This window comes from Stenotrophomonas sp. CFBP 13724 (assembly GCF_014841975.1).
Taxonomy (GTDB): Bacteria; Pseudomonadota; Gammaproteobacteria; order Xanthomonadales; family Xanthomonadaceae; genus Stenotrophomonas; species Stenotrophomonas lacuserhaii.
The window spans coordinates 128710-152456 of sequence record NZ_JACYUW010000005.1; the positions used below are offsets into that span (position 1 = coordinate 128710).

Consider the following 23747-nt stretch of genomic DNA (forward strand, 5'->3'; position numbering starts at 1 on the left):
GCTCAGCGCCCCTCCCCGCCGGTGACAGGCGGCACAGCAGGTGGATCATCGATACGCAGGCTGTGCAGCACCTGCTCGTCGCCGGCACGCAGCACCTCGATGCGCGTGGCCGCCGCCACGTCCGGGCGCAGCCGGCCGGCCAGGGCCGCGCGCAGGCTGGCCGCACGTTGCAGCGCCAGCGCCTGCCGGGCTTCGTCCGTCGCCAGCATCAGCCGGCCGCCGTTGCGTGCCGTCAGCGCCTGCGCGGCCTTGTCCAGCACCGTCGCGGTGCCCTCGACCAAGCGTGCCGAGCGGCGCTCGAACAGGCCCTCGCCGAGTTCGATGGCAGCCCCGCGCCGGGCGTCCGCCGGGGCGACGATCTCACCCGCCGGCATCACAACGCCGAAGTCGAAGCGGACCGGCAGCCCCGGGGTGATCCGCCGCACCAGCGGATTGGGCGTGGTGAAGCGTGCCCCGGACGGCAGCGTGGACGGATCCACCTTGAGGATGAAGTTGCGGCCCCGCGCCCCGCCGCCCTGGATGCCGACCAGGTGATAGCGGCCGAAGGCATCGGTCTCCATCAGCAGGCCTTCCACGGCCGCCACGCGCACCCCCGGGATGCCGCGCTCGCCCGGTTCCTGCACGCCGTTGCCGTTGCGGTCATCGAACACCGTGCCGACCACCAGGCTCTCGTCCAGCAGCGGATCGGCACTGATGTCCACGTCGGCCGAGGCGATGTTGCCGATGCTGCGGTTCTGCCCGTCGATGGCGGTGATGCGGTTGGTGTGCACCCCGGTACCGGTGCCGGCACCGACCCGCAGGTAGTACACCACCGTGGCACTCTCACCGACGGCGATGTCGATGCCGTCGATGCGCAGTGGCTGCACGCCACTGGTGCGCGCGGTATTGTCGGCATCGATTACCGAGAAGCCTCCGCTGACGAAGCTGAAGCCCGGCGGCAGCGTGTCCAGCAGGGTGGCGCCGTTGGCGTCCACCTCGCCCACGTTTTCGACGGTGACCGTGTAGCGCACCAGGTCACCGATCTGCGCGCTGCGCTTGGCGGCGGTCTTGGTCAGCCGCAGCGTGGCCTGTTGCCCGGCCACCGTCACCGAGACGTTGGCCTCGGCACACACCGGGGTGGGGATCGACACGTCGCAGATCCGGTAGCGGAAACTGTCGGTGCCGAAGAAGCCTCCAGACGGCGTGTAGGTGCAGCTGCCGTTGGCACACTGGACGCTGCCGCGGGTAGCGGCGACCACCACCTGCAGCGAAGCCGGATCCAGCGCCGCGCTGCGGGTGCTGTCGTTGGCCAGCACATCGATCACCAGCGGGCCGCTCGTTTCGGTGGTGATCGCATCGTCGGAAAGCACCAGCACGTTTTCCTCCACCGTGACGCTCACCGTGGCACTGCCGCACATGGCCGGATTGGCGGCTTCGCAGACCTGGTAATCAAAGCTCTGCTGGCCGGCGAAGTTGGCCAGCACCGCGAAGCGGATGCGGGCGCGCGCCATGACCTCGGCGGTGCCGAACGGCGGCGGCGAGGTGATGGTCAGCACCACGCCGTCCGGATCGATCGGATTGCCATCCATGCGGTCGTTGCCCAGTACGTCGATTTCCACCACGCCGTTCTGCGGCATGTCGATCGCATCGTCCTGCGCCACCACCCGGTCGGTGCTGGCCACCACGGTGACGGTGACCGTGCCGGTGTCGCACACGGTCGGCTGGCTTGTCAGGCAGACGGTGTAGGTCGTGCTGTAGCTGCCCGGTGACAGGCCGCCCGCCACGCTCAGCGAACCATCGGCGGCGAAGCTGAGCTCGGCCGTGTTGACCGGGGCGAAGTCGACCTGCGCCGGATCCAGCGGGGCACTGTTGAACGTGTCGTTGCTGAAGACATTCAACAGGGTCGGCGCAGCCTGCCCTGCCGGCAGCGGACCGCCGATGTCATCCACCGCCAGCAGGGCCCCCACCGGCCCCTGCACCAGCACGGTGATGATCGCGGTAGAGCAGTTGCCGGGCACGCCGTTTTCGCACAGCTGGTAGCTCAGCTGCACCTGGCCCGGCTGCACGCCCGGCGCCACCATCACCTGGCCCTGGTTGTTCATCGTGTAGCCCGGCGTGCTGCCCAGCAGGGTCGCGGTGACGCTGCCGACCGGCGGCGGCGCTGCCCCGTTCCAGGTGTCGTTCTCCAGCACCGAACGGGCGATGGTGCCGCCCACCGACGGATCCACCGGCGTTGCGCTGAAGTCATCGTTGACCGCCAGCACCACGTTGGTCGCCACCGTCATGTTCACCGTGGCGGTGCCGCACACCGCCGCATTCGGCGCCGGCAGGCAGACCTGGTAGGTGAAGCTGACGGTGCCGCTGGTACCGGCCGGCGGGGTGTAGCTGAAGCTGCCATCGGCGTTGAACACCAGCCCTGCAGGGGTGCCACCGACCACGCTGAAGGTCGACCCCGGTGGCACGTTGTCGTTGTTGCCGACATTGCCACTGGTGGTCTGACCGGCGGCCGCGGACACGCTGTCGGCCGCCGGTGCGGGGGTGAGCAGCAGCGATACCTGTGCCGAATCGCAGTTGGTCGGCGCCGCTACCTCACACACCTGGTAGGTCAGCGAAACCACGCCGCTCGGCGTGCCGACGGGGACGCTGATGGTGCCGTCGGCGTTGATCACATACCCGGCCGGTGCACCGACCAGGCTCAACACGACGGTGCCGGAGGCCGGCGGCGTCGCACCGTTCAGCGTGTCGTTGGCCAGCACGCTGGGCGTGGTGCTGCCCGGCAGCAGCGGCGCACCGCTGAAGTCATCAGCCAGCGCCGACAGCGCGCCGTTGTTGACGTTGAGCGTGACCGGAGCGGTCGCGCACACCGCACCGTTCGGCGCGGGCAGGCAGACCTGATAGGTGAAGCCGACCTGCCCGGTGGTCCCCACCGGCGGGGTGTAGGTGAAGCTGCCATCGGGGTTGAACACCAGCCCCGGCGGCGTGCTGCCGACCACGCTGAAGGTGGAGCCCGGCGGCAGGTTGTCATTGTTGCCGACATTGCCGCTGACCGGCTGGCCGGCCGGCGTGGACACCACGTCGGCGACCGGCACCGGGGTCAGCACCAGGGTGATCGAGGCACTGGCGCAGTTGACCGGTGCCGCCGCTTCGCAGACCTGGTAGGTCAACGTGACCGGACCGCTGATGCCACCAGACGGCACCACCAGCGTGCCATCGGCGTTGATCGCAAAGCCGGCCGGCGCACCCACCAGGCTCAGCACCACGCTGGCGGCGGCAGGAGGCGACACGCCATTGAGCGCATCATTGGCCAGCACGCTGGGCGTGGTGCCACCGGGCAGCACCGGCGCGCCGCTGAAATCATCATCTGCGGCCAGCAGCGTGCCGGTATTGACGTTGATGGTCACCGTTGCCGTGCTGCAGGTCGATGCGAACGGCGCCGGCAGGCACACCTGGTAGGTGAAGCCCACCGCACCGCTGACGCCGGCCGGCGGGGTGTAGGTGAAGCTGCCGTCGGCGTTCAGCACCAGCCCGGCCGGCGTGCTGCCGACCACGCTGAAGGTGGAACCCGGCGGCACGTTGTCGTTGCTGCCGAGGTCGCCGCTGACCGGCTGGCCGACCGGCGTGGACACCACGTCGGCCACCGCGACCGGCGACAGCACCAGCGCCACGCTGGCGGTGGCACAGTTGGTCGGCGCGGCGGCCTCGCACACCTGGTAGGTCAGCGTGACCGCACCGGATGTGCTGCTGGTCGACGTGCTGATGGTGCCATCGGGATTGATCGCATAGCCCGCCGGTGCACCTACCAGGCTGAGCACCACGCTGGCGGCCGGCGGCGGCGTGACGCCGTTCAATGCATCGTTGGCGAGCACGCTGGGCGTGCTGCCGCCAGGCAGCAATGGCGTCGTGCTGAAGTCATCGTTACCAGCCACCAGCGAGCCGATGCCAACGTTGAAGGTCACGCTGGCCGTACCGCAGACGCTGCCGTTCGGCGCCGGCAGGCACACCTGGTAGGTGAAGCCCACCGGACCACTGGCGCCGGCCGGCGGCGTGTAGCTGAAGCTGCCATCGGCGTTGAACGACAGCCCGGCCGGCGGCGTGCCGACCACGCTGAAGGTCGATCCGGCGGGCACGTTGTCGTTGCCGCCAACGTTGCCACCGACGGTCTGGCCAGCGGCCACGGCAACGCTGTCGGCCACCGGTGCAGGCGTCAGCAGCAGCGACACCGTAGCGGTATCGCAGTTGCCCGGTGCCGCCACTTCGCAGACCTGGTAAGTCAGTGCTACCGCACCGGAGAGCGTGCCGGCCGGGGTGGCAATGGTGCCATCGGGGTTGATCGCATAGCCGGCCGGCGCACCCACCAGCGACAGCGTGACGCTGCCGGCGGCCGGGGGGCTGACACCGTTCAAGGTGTCGTTGGCCAGCACGCTGCTGGAGGTGCTGGCACCGGGCAGCAGCGGCGTGGCGCTGAAGTCGTCGGCCAGCGCAGCAAGCGCCCCGTCGTTGACGTTGATGGTCACCGAAGCAGTGCCGCACACCGCCGTGTTCGGCGCGGGCAGGCACACCTGGTAGCTGAAGGTCACCGGGCCGGTGATGCCCAGCGGCGGGGTGTAAGTGAAGCTGCCATCGGCATTGAAGACCAGGCCGGCAGGCGCAGTGCCAACTACCGAGAACAGCGAGCCCACCGGCACGTTGTCGTTGCCACCGACGTTGCCGGAAACCGGCTGCCCGGCCGGCGTGGACACCACGTCATTGGCCGGTGCCGGGCTGATCAGCAGCGTGACCGGCGCGCTGTCGCAGTTGCCTGGCGCCGCCACTTCGCAGATCTGGTAAGTGAGCGTGACCGGTCCGGAAAGCGTCCCGCTCGGCACGCTGAGCGTGCCATCGGCATTGATCGCATAGCCAGCCGGTGCACCCACCAGCGACAGCGACACCGCTGCAGCCGCCGGTGGCGTGGCGCCATTCAAGGTGTCGTTGGCAAGTACGCTGGGCGTGGAGCCGCCCGGCACGACAGCGGTGCCACTGAAGTCATCGGCGGTCGCCACCAGCGTGCCGTTGTTGACGTTGAGGGTGACCGACGCGGTGCTGCATGCCGTGCTGTCCGGTGCAGGCAGGCAGACCTGGTAACTGAAGACCACCGCACCGGTGGTGCCCACCGGCGGGGTATAGGTGAAGCTGCCATCTGCGTTGAACAGCAGGCCACTGGGCGGGGTGCCGACCACGCTGAACAGCGAACCGGCGGGCACGTTGTCATTGCTGCCGACGTTGCCGCTCACCGGCTGTCCGGCCAGCGTGGACACCACGTCGGCCACCGCAACCGGCGCCAACAGCAGCGACACCGATGCGGTAGTGCAGTTGCCCGGCGCGGCGGCTTCGCAGATCTGGTAGGTCAGCAGCACAGGGCCGGACACCGCCGTGGCCGGGGTGGCGATGCTGCCATCCGGATTGATCACGAAGCCGGACGGCGCACCGACCAGGCTCAGCAGGACGGTCGAGGAAGCCGGCGGGCTGATCCCATTCAACGCGTCATTGGCCAGCACGCTGGGCGTGGCACTGCCCGGCAGCAGCGGCGTCGCGCTGAAGTCGTCATTGCCGGCCACCAGCGAACCGGTGCCCAGTGTGATGGTCACGCTCGCGATGCCGCACACGCTGGCATCCGGTGCCGGCAGGCAGACCTGGTAGCTGAAGCTGACCGGCCCGGTGGTGCCCAGCGGCGGCGTGTAACTGAAGCTGCCATCGGCGTTGAACGACAGGCCGGCAGGCGCGGCGCCCTGCAGGCTGAAAGCAGACCCCGTCGGCACGTTGTCGTTGCTGCCGACGTTGCCGGTGACGGTCTGGCCCGCAGCCACCGACACCGAATCCGCCAGCGGTTGCGGCTGCAGCACCAGCGACACCGCGGCGGTATCGCAGTTGGTCGGCGCGGCCACTTCGCAGACTTGGTAGGTCAGGGTCACCGCACCGGAGGCGGTGCCGGTGACGATCGTGCCATCGGCATTGATGGAATAACCGGCCGGCGCGCCGACCAGCGACAGCGTCACCGTGCCCGGCGCAGGCGGCGTGGCACCGTTCAAGGTGTCGTTGGCCAGCACGCTGGATGGCGTGGTGCTGCCGGGCAGCAATGGGGTGCCGCTGAAATCGTCGGCCACCGCGGCAAGGGCGCCGTTGTTGACGTTGATGACCAGGATCGCGTTGCCGCAGACGCTGCCATTCGGCGCCGGCAGGCACACCTGGTAGCCGATGCTGACCGGCCCGGTAATGCCCAGCGGGGGCGTATAGCTGAAGCTGCCGTCGGCATTGAACACCAGCCCATCGGGCGGGATGCCGACCACCGAGAACAGCGAGCCGGCGGGTACGTTGTCGTTGCCGCCAACGTCGCCCACCACCTGCTGGCCGGCAGGCGTGGAGACCACGTCGTTGGCCGGTGCCGGGCTCACCAGCAGCGTGATCGACGCGCTGTCACAGTTGCTCGGCGCGGCGACTTCGCACACCTGGTAGGTCAGCGTGACCAGGCCGGACAGCGTGCCGGTGGGCACACTGACGGTGCCATCGGGATTGATCGCATAGCCGGCAGGCGCGCCGACCAGGCTGAGTGCCACCGCCGCGGCGGCCGGCGGGGTGGCGCCATTGAGCGTGTCGTTGGCCAGCACGCTGGGCGTATTGCCGCCGGGCACCACCGCGATGCCGCTGAAGTCATCATCCACCGCGCTCAGTGCGCCGTTGTTGACGTTGATGGTGACCGTGGCGATGCCACAGGTGGTGCCGTTCGGCGCAGGCAGGCACACCTGGTAGCTGAAGGTGACCGGGCTGGCCACGCCCGGTGGCGGGGTGTAGCTGAAGCTGCCATCGGCATTGAACAGCAGGCCGGTCGGCGGCGTGCCGACCACGCTGAACAACGAACCGGCCGGCACGTTGTCATTGCTGCCGACGTTGCCGGAGAGCGGCTGGCCGGCCAGGGTGGACACCACGTCGGCCACCGGCACCGGCGTCAACAGCAGCACAATCGTTGCCGTATCGCAGTTGGTCGGCGCCGCCGCTTCGCAGATCTGGTAAGCCAGCGTCGCCGCACCGGATGGCGTGCTGCCCAGCGTGGAGATCGTGCCATCGGCGTTGATCGCATAACCGGCCGGTGCGCCGACCAGGCTCAGCAGCACATCGCTGGCCAGCGGCGGCGTCGTGCCGTTCAGTGCATCGTTGGCCAGCACGCTGGGCGTGCTGCCACCGGGTACCAGCGGCGTGCCGCTGAAATCATCATCGGCCGCCACCAGCGTGCCGGTATTGACGTTGAAGGTGACCGACGCGCTGCCGCACACCGACGCGTTCGGCGCCGGCAGGCAGACCTGGTAGTTGAAGGTCACCGGCCCGGACACGCCCACCGGCGGGCTGTAGCTGAAACTGCCATCGGCGTTGAACAGCAGCCCGGCCGGCGTGCTGCCGACCACGCTGAACAATGCAGCGGCCGGCACGTTGTCATTGCTGCCGACATTGCCGTTGACCGTCTGCCCGACCGCAACGGAGACCGTATCGGCAACCGGCTGCGGCTGCAGCACCAGCGACACCGTGGCGGTATCGCAGTTGGTCGGCGCTGCGGCTTCGCACAGCTGGTAGGTCAGCGTGACCGCACCGGACAGCGCACCGATCGGCGTGCTGATGACGCCGGCGGCGTTGATCAGGTAACCGGCCGGGGCACCGACCAGGCTCAGGCTCACCGTGCCGGCAGCCGGCGGGGTGACGGCGTTGAGCGTGTCGTTGAGCAGCACGCTCGGCGTGCTCGCACCAGCCAGCAGTGGCGTCGCAGTGAAATCGTCGGCGAGCGCCGACAGCGCCCCGTTGTTGACATTGATGGTCACCGAAGCGGTGCCGCACACCGAGGCATCCGGTGCCGGCAGGCAGACCTGGTAAGCGAACGTCACCGGACTGGCAACGCCGACCGGCGGGTTGAAGCTGAAGCTGCCATCGGCGTTGAACACCAGCCCGGCCGGCGACGCGCCAACCAGCGAGAACAGCGCACCGACAGGCACGTTGTCATTCCCGCCAACACTCCCGGCAACCGCTTGGCCGGCCGAGGTCGACAGCACGTCATCCTGCGGCACCGGCGTCAGCAGCAGCGACACATCGGCGCTGTCGCAGTTGCCAGGCGCGGCCACTTCGCACAGCTGGTAGGTCAGGGTCACCGTGCCCGCCAGCGTGCCGCTGGGGATGGCGATGGTTCCGTCGGCGTTGATCGCATAGCCGGCCGGTGCACCGATCAGCGACAGCTGCACGGCCGCAGCGGCCGGCGGCGTGGTGCCGTTCAACACGTCGTTGTCCAGCACGCTGGGCGTGCTGCCACCGGGCAACAGGGCCGTGTCGCGGAAATCATCGGCCACCGCATCCAATGCACCATTGTTGACGTTGATGGTCACCGCTGCGGTGCCACACAACGTGCCGTTCGGCGCCGGCAGGCAGACCTGGTAACTGAACACCACCGGGCTGCTGACGCCGGCTGGCGGGGTGAAGGTGAAGCTGCCATCGGCATTGAACACCAGCCCGGTCGGCGCGCTGCCGGCCACGGCGAACAGTGCGCCAGCGGGCAGGTTGTCGTTGCTGCCGACATTGCCACTGACCGGCTGGCCCGCCAGCGTGGACACCACATCGGCGACCGGCTGCGGGACCAGCACCAGCGCCACGTTGGCGGTGGCGCAGTTGGTCGGCGCTGCCGCTTCGCACAGTTCATAGACCAGCGTGACCACGCCGGACGGGGTGACCAGCGGGGTGGAGATCGTGCCATCGGCATTGATGGCATAGCCGGCCGGCGCACCGACCAGGCGCAGGGTCACATCGACCGCGGCCGGCGGGCTGACGCCATTCAACGCATCATTGGCCAGCACACTGCCCGCGGTGGTGGCGCCACCCGGCAGCGGCGCGCCGCTGAAGTCATCGTCGGCGGCCAGCAATGCACCGTTGTTGATGGTCAGCGTCACCGTGGCGATGCCGCATACGCCGCTATCCGGAGCCGGCAGGCACACCTGGTAATCGAAGTTCACCGGACCCGGCGTGGCCACCGGCGGGGTGTAGCTGAAGCTGCCATCGGCGTTGAACGACAGGCCGGCCGGCGCGGCGCCGATCACGCTGAAGACCGTACCGGCCGGCACATTGTCATTGACGCCGACATTGCCCAGCACGCTCTGCCCGGCCAGCACGGTGAAGGCATCGGCGGCCGGTACGGGAGTCAGCACCAGCGACACCGGTGCGGTATCGCAGTTGGTCGGTGCAGCGGCTTCGCAGACCTGGTAGGTCAGGCTCACCGCACCAGCCACCGCGCCGCTCGGCGTGGTGAGCGTGCCATCGGCATTGATCAGATAGCCGGCCGGCGCACCGACCAGGCTCAGCAGCACGCTGGCAGCGGCCGGCGGCGTGGTGCCGTTCAAGCTGTCGTTGGCCAGCACACTGCTGGCGGTGGTGGCACCGGGCAGCAGCGGTGTGGCGCTGAAATCATCACCCACGGCCGACAGTGCGCCGTTGTTGACGTTGATGGTCACCGAGGCGGTGCCGCACACCGTCGCATCCGGCGCCGGCAGGCAGACCTGGTAATCGAAGGTCACCGGGCTGATGACACCCGCTGGCGGGGTGAAGGTGAAACTGCCATCGGGGTTGAACACCAGCCCGCCCGGTGCGGCGCCAACCAGCGTGTAGGCGGAGCCGGCAGGCACGTTGTCATTGATGCCGACCGAGCCACTGACGGCCTGCCCCGCCGGCGTGGAGGCAATGTCATCGGCCGGCTGCGGGGCCAACAGCAAGGACGCCGTGGCGGTATCGCAGTTGGTCGGCGCGGCGGCTTCGCACAGCTGGTAGGTGATCTGCACGCGGCCGGTCGCGGTGCCGGTGGGAATGCTGATCGCGCCATCGCTGGCAATGGCGTAGCCGCTCGGCGCGCCGACCAAGGACAGCACCACGTCCGCCGGGGCCGGCGGACTGACCGTGTTGAGGCTGTCGTTGGCCAGCACGCTGCCGGTAACGCCACCGGGCAGCAGCGCGGTGCCGCTGAAGTCATCATCGGCAGCCACCAGGGCGCCGTTGTTCGCGTTGAGGGTGACCGTCGCGCTCGAGCAGAGGCCAGCGTTCGGCGCCGGCAGGCACACCTGGTAATCGAAGCTCACCGGGCTGACCACGCCAAGCGGCGGGGTGTAGGTGAAGCTGCCATCGGCGTTGAACACCAGCCCGGCGGGGCTGGTACTGGTCACCGCGAAGGTCGAACTGGGCGCAATGTTGTCGTTGCTGCCGACGTTGCCGGACACCGGCTGGCCGACCTGGGTGGACACCGCATCGGCCACCGCCTGCGGCGACACCAGCAGCGCGATGCTGGCGGTATCGCAGTTGGACGGCAGCGCCGCTTCGCACAGCTGGTAGGTCAGGCTGATCGCACCGGCCTGGGTGCCGGCGGCGATGCTGACCACGCCGTCGCTGCCGATGCTGAAGCCGGCAGGCGCGCCCGGCAGCGACAGCAGCACGCTGGCCGGATCGGGCGGGCTCACGCCGCTCAGTGCGTCGTTGGTCAGCACCGAGGTCGTGCTGCCACCGCTGACCGGGTTGATCGGCGTGGCAGTGAAGTCATCATCGCCTGCCAGCAAGGTGCCGGCATTGATGTTGATGCTGACATTGGCGGTCGTGCAGAGCGCCGCATACGGCGCCGGCAGGCACACCTGGTAGACGAAGCTGACCGGGCTCGGCACGCCGACCGGCGGGGTGTAGCTGAAGGTGCCGTTGCCGTTGAACAACAGCCCGTCCGGCGTGGTGCCGGTCACGCTGAACTGCGAACCCATCGGCGCGTTGTCGTTGTCGCCAACGCTGCCGGTGAGCACCTGCCCGGCCGGCGTGGACAGTGCATCATCCTGCGCCTGCGGGGTCACCACCAGGCTGATCTGCGCACTGGCACAGTTGCCGCTGGCGGCGTTCTCGCACACCTGGTAGGTCAACACGTTGACCCCGGCGGTGGCCGACACCGGCACCTGCAGCACGCCGGCCGCGGTCAGTGCATAGCCGCTGGGTGCGCCCACCAGGCTCAAGCTCACGCTGGCGGCCGCAGGCGGCGACACGCCGTTCAAGGTGTCATTGGCCAGCACGCTGGCCGTGCTGCTGCCGCCCGGCGCCAGCGGCGCGCCGCTGAAGTCGTCGTCCAGCGCGATGAGGTTGCCGGCGTTGACGTTGATCGTCGCCGAGGCGGTGCTGCACAGGCCGGTGTCCGGCGCCGGCAGGCACACCTGGTAGCTGAAGGTCACCGCTCCGGTGAAGCCGTCGGTGGGCGTGAACAGGAAGCTGCCATCCGGGCTGAATGACAGACCCTCTGGCGCGATGCCGTTGACCGTGTAAACCGCACCGTTCGGCGAATTGTCATTGGTGCCCACATTGCCGGCGAGCAGCTGTCCGGCCGGCGTGGAAAACACATCGGCCTGCGCCTGCGGCGCCACCAACAGGGAAATCTGCGCGGTATCGCAGTTGCTCGGCAGCGCGGCCTCGCACAGCTGGTAGGTCAGCGTCACCGCACCGGCCACTGCACCTGCGGCGACCGACACCGTGCCATCGGCGGCCAGCGTGTAGCCGGCCGGCGCATTGAGCAGACTCAGCTGTACTGCGGTCGATGCCGGCGGCGTGCTGCCGTCCAGGCTGTCGTTGCCCAGCACACTGACGGTGCTGCCGCCCAGCGCCGGATCCACCGGCGTCGCGCGGAAATCATCGTCGTTGGCCACCAGCGTGCCGGCGTTGACGTTCAGGGTGACCGTGGCGGTGGTACATACGGTGGTGTTCGGCGCAGGCAGGCACACCTGGTAGGCGAAGGTGACCGCGCCCTGCGTGCCCAGCGGAGGGGTGTAGACGAAGCCGCCGTCGGGGTTGAACAGCAGGCCGGCAGGCGCCGTGCCGCTGACCTCGAAGGCACTGCCCGCCGGCACGTTGTCATTGCTGGCGACGCTGTTGGCCAGCGGTACGCCGACCTGGGTGCTGAAGTTGTCGTTGCTGGCAGCCGGGCTCAGCAGCAACAGCACCGCCGCCGAACTGCAGTTGCTGGGCAGTGCGACTTCGCACATCTGGTAACTGAATTCCACCTGCCCTGCGGCAGCGCTACCTGGTACCGAGATCGTCCCGTTGGGATTGACCACGAAGCCGGCCGGGGCGCCGACCAGGGTCAGCAGGACTTCGGACGGATCCGGCGGAATGGCGCCGTTATGGGTGTCATTGGCCAGCACGCTGTTGGTGGTGCCGCCTGCGCTGGCATCGAGGATCAGCGAGCGGAAATCATCATCGTTGGCCTGCAGCGTGCCGGCATTGACGTTGATCGTCACCGACGCGCTGGCGCACACGGCGGCTTCCGGCGCGGGCAGGCAGACCTGGTAATCAAAGGTGGCCGGACCGGTGAACAGGGCAGCCGGCGTATAGGTGAAGCCTCCATCTGCGGCGAACACCAGGCCGGCGGGGCCCACGCCCAGTACGCTGAACGTCGAGCCCGCCGGGGCATTGTCATTGATCGCAACGTTGCCACTGACCGCGCGGCCGGCGTTGGTCGACAGCACGTCGTCCACCGCGTCCGGGGTGATCACCACGGTGATGGTGGCGGTGTCGCAGTTGCTGGTACCCGCTTCGCACAACTGGTAGGTCAGGGCGACGATGCCGGCCTGCGCACCGGCCGGCACGCTGAGCTCGCCGGTCGGCTGCAGGGTGAAGCCCACCGGCGCCGCGCCGGTCAGCGCCAGGGTCACCTGCGCCGGGACCACGGGCACGCCGTTGACCGTGTCATTGCCGGTGACCGGGGCGGTCAGGCCACCGGCCACGCCGAACGGGGCGGCGCTGAAATCATCGTCATTGGCCGCCACCACGGCAGCGGCCAGGGTGAAGGTCGCCGTGGCGGTATCGCATACCGCCGCATTCGGCGCAGGCAGGCACAGCTGGTACTGGAAGCTGTCCTGTCCATTGTAGGCGGCCAGCGCGGTGTAGCTGAAGCTGCCATCAGCCTCCACCGTGGCGGTGCCGTTGGCCGGGCCGACCAGCAGGCTGTAGCTGCTGCCCGCCGGCGCGTTGTCGCCGGTGGTCAGCACGCCCGGCAGCGGGACGCCGGCGGTGGCGTTGAAGGTGTCGCCCACCGCATCCGGTGCGACCACCAGCTGCACGCTGGCCAGGTCGCAGTTGGCGGGCACCGCCGCCTCGCACAGCTGGTAGGTGAGCGTCTGCGCGCCGGCAGCGGCACCCGCGGCCACGGTGATCTGTCCGTTCGTGTCGATGCTGTAGTCCGCCGGTGCGCCCTGCAGCGACACCACCACCTGTGCCGGCGTGAGCAGCACGCCGTTGAGCAGGTCATTGGCCAGCACGCTGGGCGTGGTGCCACCACTGGGCGGCAACACCGTGCTCACGATGTCGTCCAGCGCATCGATCGTATTGGCCGCGACCTGCACGCTCACCGTAGCGGTGTCGCAGACCGTGGCATCCGGTGCAGGCAGGCAGACCTGGTAGGTGAAGGTATCGGCTCCGGTGTTGCCACCGGTCGGTGTGTAGGTGAACGCGCCGGAGGCATCCATCACCACCGTGCCGCGCGTCGGCTGGGTCGGCACGCTGAACAGCGAGCCGCTGGGGGTGTTGTCGTTGCCGGCCACGCTGCCGCCCACCGGTTGCCCGGCACCGGGCGTGGTGACGCTGTCATTGGCCGCGTCCGGGCTGACCACCAGCGCCACGTTGGCGGTGGCGCAGTTGGCGGGAACCGCCGTTTCGCAGATCTGGTAGTTGAAATCCACGGCGCCCGCCGCGGCCGTGGGCGCAACCGTGATCACGCCGCTGGGGGCAATGCTGTAACCGGTAGGCGCACCCACCAGGCTCAGCTGCACGGTGGCCGGCACGGTGATCGGCGCGCCGCCCAGGGTGTCGTTGCCGATCACCGACGGCGTGCTGCCCCCGATGCCGGGCGCGAACGGCGTGGCGACGACATCGTCGACGGCGACCAGCGGATTGGCGTTGACCAGGATGGAGGCGGTGGCCGTGGCGCAGGCGGTCGCATCCGGTGCAGGCAGGCACACCTGGTACTGGAACGACACCGGTGCGGTGATGCCACCCGCCGGGGCCAGCACGAAGCTGCCATCGGCATTGAACGTCAGCCCTGCCGGCGGCGCGCCCACCAGCGCGAACACCGAGGTACCTGTCGCGTTGTCGTTGGTCGCCACCGTCTGCGCGTAGCTGGGCGTGCTGGCGGCCACGCTGTAGCTGTCATTCACCGCCGACGGTGCCACCGCGAACGTGGCCGTGGCAGTGGAACAGTTGCTCGGCGAAATGCGTTCGCAGATCTGGTAAGTGAGCGCATTGCGGCCCGCAGGCGCGCCACTGGGCACGCTGATCACGCCGTTGGCATCAATGCTGAAACCGGTGGGCGCGTCCTGCAGGGTGACGATCAGGTCGGCCGCCACCACGGCCCCGCCGGCCAGCGTGTCATTGGCCAGCACGCTCGGGGTTGCACCGCCGGTAGCCGGCAGCGCGGCGGCGAAACTGTCGGCCACCGCCAGCAGCGCGGCGGGCTGCACCGTGATCGCCGGGGTGCTGGCGCTGTTGTCGCCCGGGGTTGGATCGGTGGTGCCGGGCGGCAGGATCAGCGCGGCGGTGTTGGCCGGGATGGTGGCCGGTGTAGCGGACGGCGCAGTGGCGGTGACCCGCACCGACACGCTGTCACCCACGCCCACGTTTACCAGGGCATTGATGCTGTTGCCGGTGCCATTGGCCACCGCGCAGGAAGACAACGGCGACGCCGCGGTACAGGTCCAGCTGACGTTGGTGAGCAGTGCGGGCACGGCATCGGTGATGGTGACGCCCAGCGCGCTGGACGGCCCTTGGTTGCCCACCTGGATCTGGTACTGCACCTGCCCCCCGGCAATCACAGTGGTCGGCCCCAGGATGCTCTTGGACACGCTCAGCTGCGCCTGCAGGGCCAGCACGTTGCTGTCGGTGGCGCTGTTGTTGCCCAGCGCGATGTCACCGATGTCCGCCGGGGGGGCGACGTTGGCGGTGTTGCTCAACGGGCTGGGATAGGTCTGCGCCAGCAGCGTGGCCGGCATCAGCAGCGCCAGCAGGCAGGCACCCCATCGTGCGTGGGCGTGGCGTGCCGTGTGTCGCGTGCCGTGCTGGTCAACCATGGCCATGCCCTCTTCCTCGCCTGCTGCGGCCGGCACTGCGCTGGATGCGCGTCGCGCCGGTCACTCCTCGTTGCGGGTAGCGCGCGATCCGCTGCACGCCCGTTCCATTACTGCTGAGCGCCGCTAGTACGCGGCGGGATTGCTGCTGAACACCACCGGCACGCTGATCGTGGCGCTACCGCCGTTGAGCAGGTCCACGCCGACGCTGATCCCGGTGCCGCCCACCGCTCCGCCGCTGGCCGCCGCGCAGGCACTGCCCGCACTGGCACTGCAGGTCCACGCAGCGCTCAGCGTCGCGCCGTTGGGCAACGTGTCGTTGACCACCGCGGCAGTAACCGCATCCGGCCCCGCGTTGCTGACCACCAGCGTGTACGTGCTGGCCCCGCCGGGCGTGTAGCTGCCGCTGCCGTCGGTCTTGGTGATGGAAAGATCGGCCTGGCGGGTGCGGTTGACGATGCGGCAGACCAGCGCCACCGGCGTGGCGGTGACTGCCGGCGCCTGCAGGTTGAAGCTGTTCCCGGTACCGGAGCTGATCACCGTCCCGTCCTGGTTCGTGCATTGCCAGGTGCTGGCGTAGCGCTCCAGCACCGTGCCGGCGGCTGCGGTTTCAGCCATCGCATAGGTGCCGCCGGCCACCGTCACCACCGCCGCGGTGGCGCCGTTGTTGCCGACGTTCGCCGCCGACCCGACCACGCTGCCGTTGTAGTTGATGGCCAGGTTGAAGCGGCCGGTGTCGCTGCTCGGCTGCAGTTCCTTGACCAGCTGCAGGGTGGCCGCGCAGGCCTGGGTCACGCCTTCCACGGTGAACACCGCCTGGCCGATGCGGATACCGAGCAGCCCGAGCAGGTTGTCGACCACCCCGCCCAGCAGCGTGGTCAATACCGGCGTCACCAGCGTGTTGACCGCCGTGCGGATCGGCTGCAGCAGCGTGTTCACCAGCGTGTTGACCAGGTCGGCCACGGGCAGCGGCAACGGCAGCGCGCCCAGCAGGGTGACCGTGGGGTTGCCGCTGGTGACCTGGATGTTGAGCGAGTTGACCAGTGTGGACACCATCGTCGCCGCACTGACGGTGCCGGCCGACAAGGTGCGTGTCTGTGGATACGGGCCGGTGAAGCTGGCCGCCTGCAGGCCCGGCGTTGCCGTGGCGAATCCGCGGATGCTGACCGCCAACGGGACCGAGACATCGGCGACGGGAATGTTCAGCAACGTGGTGACCCGCACGGTGACGTTGAGCGAGGTCAGCGTGGCGGGCGTCAGCGCGCTTTCGGTCAGCACGGTGGAGCGGTTGAAGAACGTCGCGTCGCTGATCTGGCCGACGTACAGGTTCACCAGTCCGGGGCGCGCCTGCAGGGTGACCGCATTGCCGACCAGGTTGACTGCAGAGATCGTGCCTTCGGCGCGGGCGATGTCCGCGTACACCTGCAGGTGCAGCACGCTGGCGCTGATGTTGGCGTTGGATACTCTCACCAGGCCGAGCACGTTGAGGTTGTTCAGCAGGCCGGTGAGCGCTGCGACGTTGAGTCCCTGCGCCAGGTCCAGGTCCAGCTTCACCCGGATCGCCGAACTGTGGAACGCACTGCCCAGCGGGCCGCAGGTGTACACGGGGGGTTCCACCACCTGCAGCCACAGGCGCACGTTGGCCACGCCGGTCAGGCCGAGTGCTGCGGTGTTGACCGTGATCGGCGTCGGCGTGGTCAGCACGTTGCTGAAGTTGTACAGCTGCACGCTGCCGGTCAGCAGGTCCAGCACGTTGAGCCGCACGGTGGTGAGTGAGCCGGTGGGCAGGGCGATCTGCAGCAGGTCACCGAGGCGGATGCTGCCGGTGGCGCCGGCCACGCCCAGCGGCAGGGCGTTGAGGATGTTGGCGGCCAGCGCCTGGTTGTCGGCCTGCAGCACCGCCACCATCGCTGCGCGCAGCGTGCCCAGGCTGATGGCGGTATTCAACACCTGGCCGGGATCGCTGACCTCCACCCCGCCGTTGAGCTGGGTGATCAGTGCGTTGAGGTTGAGATTGGCGCCGGCCAGGCTGTTCCAGTCGGCGGCGGTGAGATTCAGCGTGGTGCCCGGCAGCAGCGCGCCGAACAGCAGATTGAGGATCGGGCTCTGGGTGGAATCGACCGAAGCCAGCCGAGGGCCGGCGCTGACGCAGGCGCCTGCGGTACAGGCCGATGTGCCTTGCGCATGGGCCCTGCCGATGCAGGACAGCGCGATCAACATGACGGCGATCACAAAAATATGCCGCCCTAATGACGATATTTTCACGCCATTCACATCAACCATTCCCGTGCTCCGTGCAGTTTCCAGCGGCAGCACCACGCCCCGGCGGCGGAATGAATCCGTCACCTGAACAAACTCGATACTGGCCAGTTATTCCCGGGATTACGTTTAAGCCCGGTTCGAGCTGATTAATACGGGGCGCAGGAAAACCGTCAAACACGACCGCGTGAAAGTGGAGGGTAGTATTGCTGGCCTGTAGTCCAGGGGAAGGCCGGCACGGTTGCTACGGATGCGCAGGACAGCGTTTCTGTACAGCCGGAAAAAGAATCGCTTCCCGGTAAGCGCTGCTTACCAAGACATGGAGAGGGGTGCTGAATGAAGGACATGTGCGACAGAATCCGACGCTCGCGATTGACCGCCGGACTATCTCAATCGCAGTTGGCACAGGAGACCGGTGTAAACCGCAGCGCCGTTGCGCAATGGGAGCGCCAGGGTGGGACGTCTCCAAGTGTGACCCATCTGGCGAAAATAGCGGTTGTGACGCAGGTTTATTTTGAATGGTTGGCGACGGGCAGAGGACCGGGACGTCCGGAAGACGGAATCGACCTGCCGCTGCCGGAACCAAAACCCGATGTCGGTCGTCATCCACATGAAACCGAGATTCTCTGCCTGCTGCGTCGAATGACGCCGCGTAAACGCCAGGTGGCGAGGGCGATCATCGAAATGCTGGAGGATTGAGTCCGGGTGGCTGACCGGTAGCGCCGAGCCATGCTCGGCGAGCGCAGCGGGAAAGGCAAAGGCGGCACGACCAACGGTCGTCACCCACCCTCTCCGTTCGTCACCCACCGTTACCCTGCCGGTGGCAGCGACCAGTCGATCGGCGTCTGTCCCCGGCGCTGCAGGTACTCGTTGGCCGCGGAGAAATGACCGCAGCCGAGGAAGCCGCGGTGGGCGGACAGCGGTGAGGGATGCGGCGCCTTCAATACCCGATGGCGCTGGGTGTCGATGACCTTGCCCTTCTGCTGCGCGTAGCTGCCCCACAGCAGGAACACCAAGCCTTCGCGTTCGCGGTTGAGCGCTTCCACCACGTGGTCGGTGAAGCCTTCCCAGCCGCGCTTCTGGTGCGCTCCGGCACTGCCCTCTTCCACCGTCAGCACCGCGTTCAGCAGCAGCACGCCCTGCCGCGCCCAAGGCAGCAGGCAGCCATGGTCCGGCCGCGGGATACCAAGGTCGCGCTCGATTTCCTTGTAGATGTTCAACAGTGACGGCGGCACCGGCACGCCGGGCTGCACCGAGAAACTCAGCCCATGCGCCTGGCCGCGACCGTGGTACGGATCCTGCCCCAGGATCACCACCTTGGTGGCATCGAAAGGGGTGGCATCGAAGGCGGCGAAGATCTGCGGGCCGGGCGGGAACACGTTCGCGCCGCTGGCCTTGCGCTGGCGCAGGAAGCTGGACAGCTCGCGCATCTGCGGTTGCAGCAGCCAATCGCCGACATGTGCTTTCCAGCTTGGTTCGAGCTGGATGGAAGGAGGTACTGCTTCGTTCATCACACCACGGATCTTGGATTCAATCGGGACAGGCGCAGCTGGAACAGCACCTTGGTGACCAGCAGGCGCTCTTCGATCGGCTTCAGCACCAGGTCGTTGGCACCGGCCTGCAACAGCGCGGTCTGGTTGAGCGGATTGCCGTCACCGGTCATCACAAGCACCGGCAGCCGACGTTTGCCGTAGCCGAAGTCCACCCGCACCCGTTCCACCAGGTCACGTCCGCTGAGCTCACCTTTGAGCGTCACGTCGGTGAGCACCAGGTCGATGCGGTGCTGGTTGCGGCCCAGCGACTCGGCGGTCAGCAGGGTCACGGCCTCTTCGGCAGTCATCACGTGCAGCACGTTGAGCTGTTGGCGCTCGAGCATCCGCTTGGTGGCCTCGGCCACTACCCGGCTGTCTTCCACGTACAGCAGCGTGGCGCCGGGAATGATCGCCGGCTGCACGTAGCCGCGGATGAAAGCGGCCAGCGCTTCATGGCCCAGCGACTTGTCGAAGTAATCGGTGACGTAGTCGGTGAAGCGGCGTTGTTCCAGATGCGACTGGGCATCGCCTGAGACCACGATCACCGGCACGTAGGCCTGCCCCGCCGATTCGCGCACGGTCCTGGCCAGCGCCAGGCCGTCGCCGTCGGGCAACGACAGCGAGGTGGTCACCAGGTTGACCGGCCCGTCCGCCAAGGCCTGGCGTGCCTCTGCGATGCTCGCGCAACCGACCACCTGTACGCCGGGGAGGTCGCGCTGCAGCACGTCGGCGATCAGCTTGCGGACCAGCCGCGAGCCGTCGACCACCATGACCCGGGTGGCATCATCGTGCAGATGCTTGAGTGCTTGCGGCTGCATGCGGAAGGGCTCAGGTCTCGGTGGGGCGCGTCTGGCGCAGGAAATGTCCGGTGACCAGCCATGCACCCAGCCAGCCCACCAGCACGATGGCCAGCAGCACGACCGACGAATGCAGCAGGTCCAGCCCCTTCAGCGCGAAGGGACTGGCGTAGCTTTGCGACAACTGGGCAAGCGGCCCGGCCAGTGCGGCGCCGGCGCCGGCGATCAGACCCAGCGCCACCAGCCCCGCGCCCAGGCCGTACCACGCGCCAAGGTACAGGAACGGGCGCCGGATGAAGCCATCGCTGGCACCCAGCAGCTGCAGCACGCCGATCTCTTCGCGGCGCGCCTGGATGTCCAGGCGCACCGTGTTGCCGACCACCAGCACCGCGCCGAGGCCGAGCAGCAACGACAGCACCTGCACCAGCCGTGCACCGAAGGCCAGCCAACCGTCCAGGCGGGTGCGCCACAGTGCATCGTGCTGCACCAGGTCGGCCTGCGGCAGCGTGCCCAGCGCACGTGCCAGGCGCGCATCGTCGGCCTTCTCCGCCGGCGTCACCACCAGCAGGCTGGGCAGCGGATTGGACTGCAGCGCGTCGATCGCCTCGCCGAGGCCGGCGTTTTCGCGAAGTTCTTCCAGGCCCTGTTCCGGCGTGCGCAGGGTCACCGCGGCGACGTCATCGCGCGCGCGCAGCTCGGTGGCCAGGGCATCCGCACTGGCACCGTCCAGTTCGGCCTTGAGGAACAGATTGATGTCGCGCGACTGCTGCACGCTGCCGGTGAAGTGCTTGAGGTTGTCCAGCGCGATCGACAGGCCCAGCGGCAGTGCCAGCGCCAGCGCCATGACCATCACCGTCAGCAGCGTGGCCCACGGTTTGCGGAAAGCGCGGCCCAGGCTGAACACCACGCTGTGCAGGTGGTGCTGCCACCAGATGCCCAGCTTCGAAGGCGCCGCCGCCGGGGCGTTGGCATTGCGCTCGGGCGCGGGAGTGGATTCGGTGCTCATTCGGCCAGGTCCTGCGGCGAGATGTCGTCCACCAGGCGACCATGGTCGAGGATCAGCACGCGCTTGCGCATGCGCCGCAGCAGGGCCAGGTCATGGCTGACCACCAGCACGCTGGTGCCACGCGCGGGCAGCTCGGCGAACAGCGCCATGATTTCCGCAGCCAGGGTCGGGTCGAGGTTGCCGGTCGGTTCGTCGGCCACCAGCAGGCGCGGCTCACCGATGATGGCGCGGGCGATGCCCACGCGCTGCTGTTCGCCGGCAGACAGCTGCGAAGGCAGGGCCTTTTCGCGGTGCCCCAGGCCCATGCGCTCCAGCACCGAACGTACGCGCTTGCCGATGTCGGCACGGCGGGTGCCGCGCAGGATCAGCGGCAGCGCCACGTTCTCGGAAATGCTGCGATCCATCAACAGGCGATGGTCTTGGTAGACCGCGCCCACCTCGCGCCGATGCCGTGGCACGTCGCCACCGCGCACCTTCAGCAGGTTGCGCTCGTTGAACACCACCGCGCCGCGGCTGGGCCGCTCGTCAAGGTGGATCAGTTTCAACAGGGTGCTCTTGCCCGCGCCGGAATGGCCGGTGACGAACACCATCTCGCCCGGTGCCACGTCGAAGCTGACATCGGTCAGCGCCTCGTGACCACCGGCGTACTGTTTGCTTACGTTGTCGAACCGCAGGACGCTCATCCCCTGATTATGCAGGAGCGGCGCGGCGGATCGGTAGCGCCGGGCCCTGCCCGGCGAAAACCTTCCGGCATCGCGGCCGGGTCAGGCCCCGCAGCGAGGCAGAACGGAGAGACCGCCGCCCCCGGAGTCCGGGGGCAGCGCCGCAGGCGCGGGGGTGTGGGAGCTGGTGACGCGGGGCCCGCGGTTCGCAAAGCGAACCGGGGGAGCGACAGCGCGAATGCGATGCCGCTTACCCGCTTACCCGCCCGCCAGGATCCGGCGGATCTTGCGGCCGATGCGGGTCAGGAAGGAGTCGCCCGGGTCCGCACTGCGGACCGGCTTGGCCACCACCTGCACCGGTGCACCCTGCGCCGTGGTTGCGCCCTGGGGATTCGTTCCTTCGGCACCTTCCAGCGGACGGCCGTTGCGACGGCGACGGCGCTTGCGCGGCTTGCGCTCGCCGTCCTGCATTGCAGGATCCTGCGCGAGGGCAGCGTCGGCACGCGGCGGGCGCGGTGCCTGCACGGCATCGACGGGGGCGGTGGCAGCGGCCTCGCCATTACCGGCGACAACGGCAGCTTCGGCTGCAGCGACCACTTCGCCTTCCACGCGCGGCTTGCGCGGCGGACGCGGGCGGCGCTCGCCGCTACGCTCGCCACTGCGTTCGCCGCGGCCAGCCGACGGCTTGCCACCACGACCGCCACCACGACGCTCTTCTTCGGCGGCACGCGCTTCGCGCGCTTCCCGGAAGATCTGGCTGACGCTTTCGTTCTCGTCGCCTTCCTCGCCCGGCGCAGGCGGCGCACGTTCCGGACGCGGCAGCGAGGTCAGCAGTTCGGCGGTCACCGCTTCGACCGGGATCTTCTGGTCGATATAGGCCTCGATGTCCGGCAGGCCCATCGCGTAGCGTTCGCAGGCGAAGCTGATCGCATCGCCTTCCTCGCCCAGGCGGGCGGTGCGGCCGATGCGGTGCACGTAGTCTTCGGCGTCGAACGGCAGGTCGTAGTTGTAGACGTACTTGATGCCGTCGATGTGCAGGCCGCGGGCGGCCACGTCGGTGACCACCAGGATTTCCAGCTGGCCTTTCTGGAAGCGGTTCAGCAGGCTTTCGCGCTTCTTCTGCGGAACATCACCGGACAGCACGCCGACGCGGTAGCCGGAACGTTCCAGCGCGCGCGCGACGCGCTCGACGAACACCTTGGTGTTGACGAAAACCATCGTACGCGCGCCTTCGCTGCGCGACAGCAGGCCCAGCAGCAGCGGGATCTTCTCTTCGTCGGCCGGGAAGTACATGCGCTGGCGCACGCGGGCGGCGGTGATGGATTCGCTCTCCACCACCATCTTCTGCGGCTCGTTCATGTGGTCATACGCCAGCTCCAGCACGCGGTGGCTGAGCGTGGCGCTGAACAGCAGGGTCTGCCGGGTGGTGCGCTCGGGCATGCGGCGCAGCAGGAAGCGGATGTCCTTGATGAAGCCCAGGTCGAACATGCGGTCGGCTTCGTCGAGCACGCAGATTTCGCAGGCATGCAGCGAAACCACCTTGTGCTGCTTGACGTAGTCGATCAGGCGGCCGGGGGTGGCGATGATCACGTCCACGCCCTGCTGCAGCAGTTCGCGCTGCTTGTCGTAGTCCACGCCGCCGTACACCAGCGCGAAGCGCAGCCCCAGGTCCGAACCCAGCTTCACCGCATCCTTGTGGATCTGGATGGCCAGTTCGCGGGTGGGTGCCAGGATCAGCGCGCGCGGATCTTCCGGCTTGCGGTCGGCCAGTGCCGGGCGGGTCAGCAGGCGGTTCACCACCGCGACCAGGAAGGCCAGCGTCTTGCCGGTACCGGTCTGTGCCTGGCCTGCGACGTCGCCACCGGCGAGTGCGACCGGCAGCGTCAACGCCTGGATCGGGGTGCAGCGGGTGAATCCGGCTCCTTCAAGACCGGCGTGCAATGCCGGATGCAGATCGAAGGAGGAAAAGGTCAAATCGGTCAGCGGTTTGTCGCTCATGTGTCCGTCTTGGTCTGGCCGCCACCTGCAATCGGGCGGCTCGGCGTCATCTGGGGGCTCCGTCGCAAACTGCGGCCCCTGCGGCGGGTCGGCGGGCCTTGGAACCCTCGGGTCCCTTGCCGCTCAATGAAGCAGTTTAGCGTAATCAGGCCAGCAACCGGGCCCGTGCGTCTCACGGGCCGCGGAGACTCCCGGCCGATCGCGCATTCATCCAGGCCACCGCACGCTGAATCGTTGCCATGGCGTCCCTTGTGCGGTGGCAGCAGGACCCTATCCCATAGGCGTGGACAGTGAAATCCGACACATTCCGTCGGTCATGTTGATCGCGATACGCTGGGTTCCAGCCGCCCCCTGTCTCCCTGTGCCGATAGGGGTAAACTGCCGGC

At 68.5% G+C, this 23747-nt stretch carries 8 protein-coding genes; 1 reads left to right on the forward strand and 7 read right to left on the reverse strand.

Going from position 1 to position 23747, the window contains the following annotated elements; genetic code table 11:
* Window positions 1-2 precede the first annotated feature (2 nt).
* Both IFT63_RS16800 and IFT63_RS16805 read right to left on the reverse strand, forming a co-directional pair.
* Window positions 3-15116: an Ig-like domain-containing protein gene (locus tag IFT63_RS16800; protein WP_192085182.1), complete on the reverse strand. Its 15114-nt coding sequence runs from the start codon at window positions 15114-15116 to the stop codon at window positions 3-5.
* 117 nt (window positions 15117-15233) lie between these two features.
* Complete coding sequence (locus IFT63_RS16805) at window positions 15234-17327, reverse strand: DUF11 domain-containing protein (protein WP_192085183.1); 2094 nt, start codon at window positions 17325-17327, stop codon at window positions 15234-15236.
* Window positions 17328-17702: 375 nt separating this feature from the next.
* On the opposite strand from IFT63_RS16805, the gene IFT63_RS16810 reads away from it, so the two are divergent.
* On the forward strand, window positions 17703-18065 hold the full coding sequence (locus IFT63_RS16810; protein WP_080335052.1) for a helix-turn-helix transcriptional regulator: 363 nt from the start codon (window positions 17703-17705) through the stop codon (window positions 18063-18065).
* Between the two features lie 110 nt (window positions 18066-18175).
* Here IFT63_RS16810 and ung read toward each other — a convergent pair whose 3' ends face one another.
* The 5 genes from ung to rhlB all read right to left on the reverse strand — a co-directional run bounded on the left by ung (window position 18176) and on the right by rhlB (window position 23361).
* On the reverse strand, window positions 18176-18880 hold the full coding sequence (ung, locus tag IFT63_RS16815; RefSeq protein ID WP_192085184.1) for a uracil-DNA glycosylase: 705 nt from the start codon (window positions 18878-18880) through the stop codon (window positions 18176-18178).
* The gene (locus IFT63_RS16820) at window positions 18877-19716 is read right to left on the reverse strand and encodes a response regulator (RefSeq protein WP_042612686.1); all 840 of its coding nucleotides are present in this window, start codon (window positions 19714-19716) and stop codon (window positions 18877-18879) included. Before IFT63_RS16820 ends, ung begins: the two co-directional genes overlap by 4 nt.
* Before the next feature lie 10 nt (window positions 19717-19726).
* Window positions 19727-20701, reverse strand: coding sequence for a permease-like cell division protein FtsX (gene ftsX / locus IFT63_RS16825; protein WP_042612687.1), 975 nt, complete (start codon window positions 20699-20701; stop codon window positions 19727-19729).
* Entirely contained in the window at window positions 20698-21384 is a 687-nt protein-coding gene (gene ftsE, locus IFT63_RS16830) for a cell division ATP-binding protein FtsE (protein ID WP_042612688.1), read from the reverse strand. Before ftsE ends, ftsX begins: the two co-directional genes overlap by 4 nt.
* A 237-nt stretch (window positions 21385-21621) precedes the next feature.
* The gene (gene rhlB / locus IFT63_RS16835) at window positions 21622-23361 is read right to left on the reverse strand and encodes an ATP-dependent RNA helicase RhlB (RefSeq protein WP_192085185.1); all 1740 of its coding nucleotides are present in this window, start codon (window positions 23359-23361) and stop codon (window positions 21622-21624) included.
* Window positions 23362-23747: the final 386 nt, after the last annotated feature.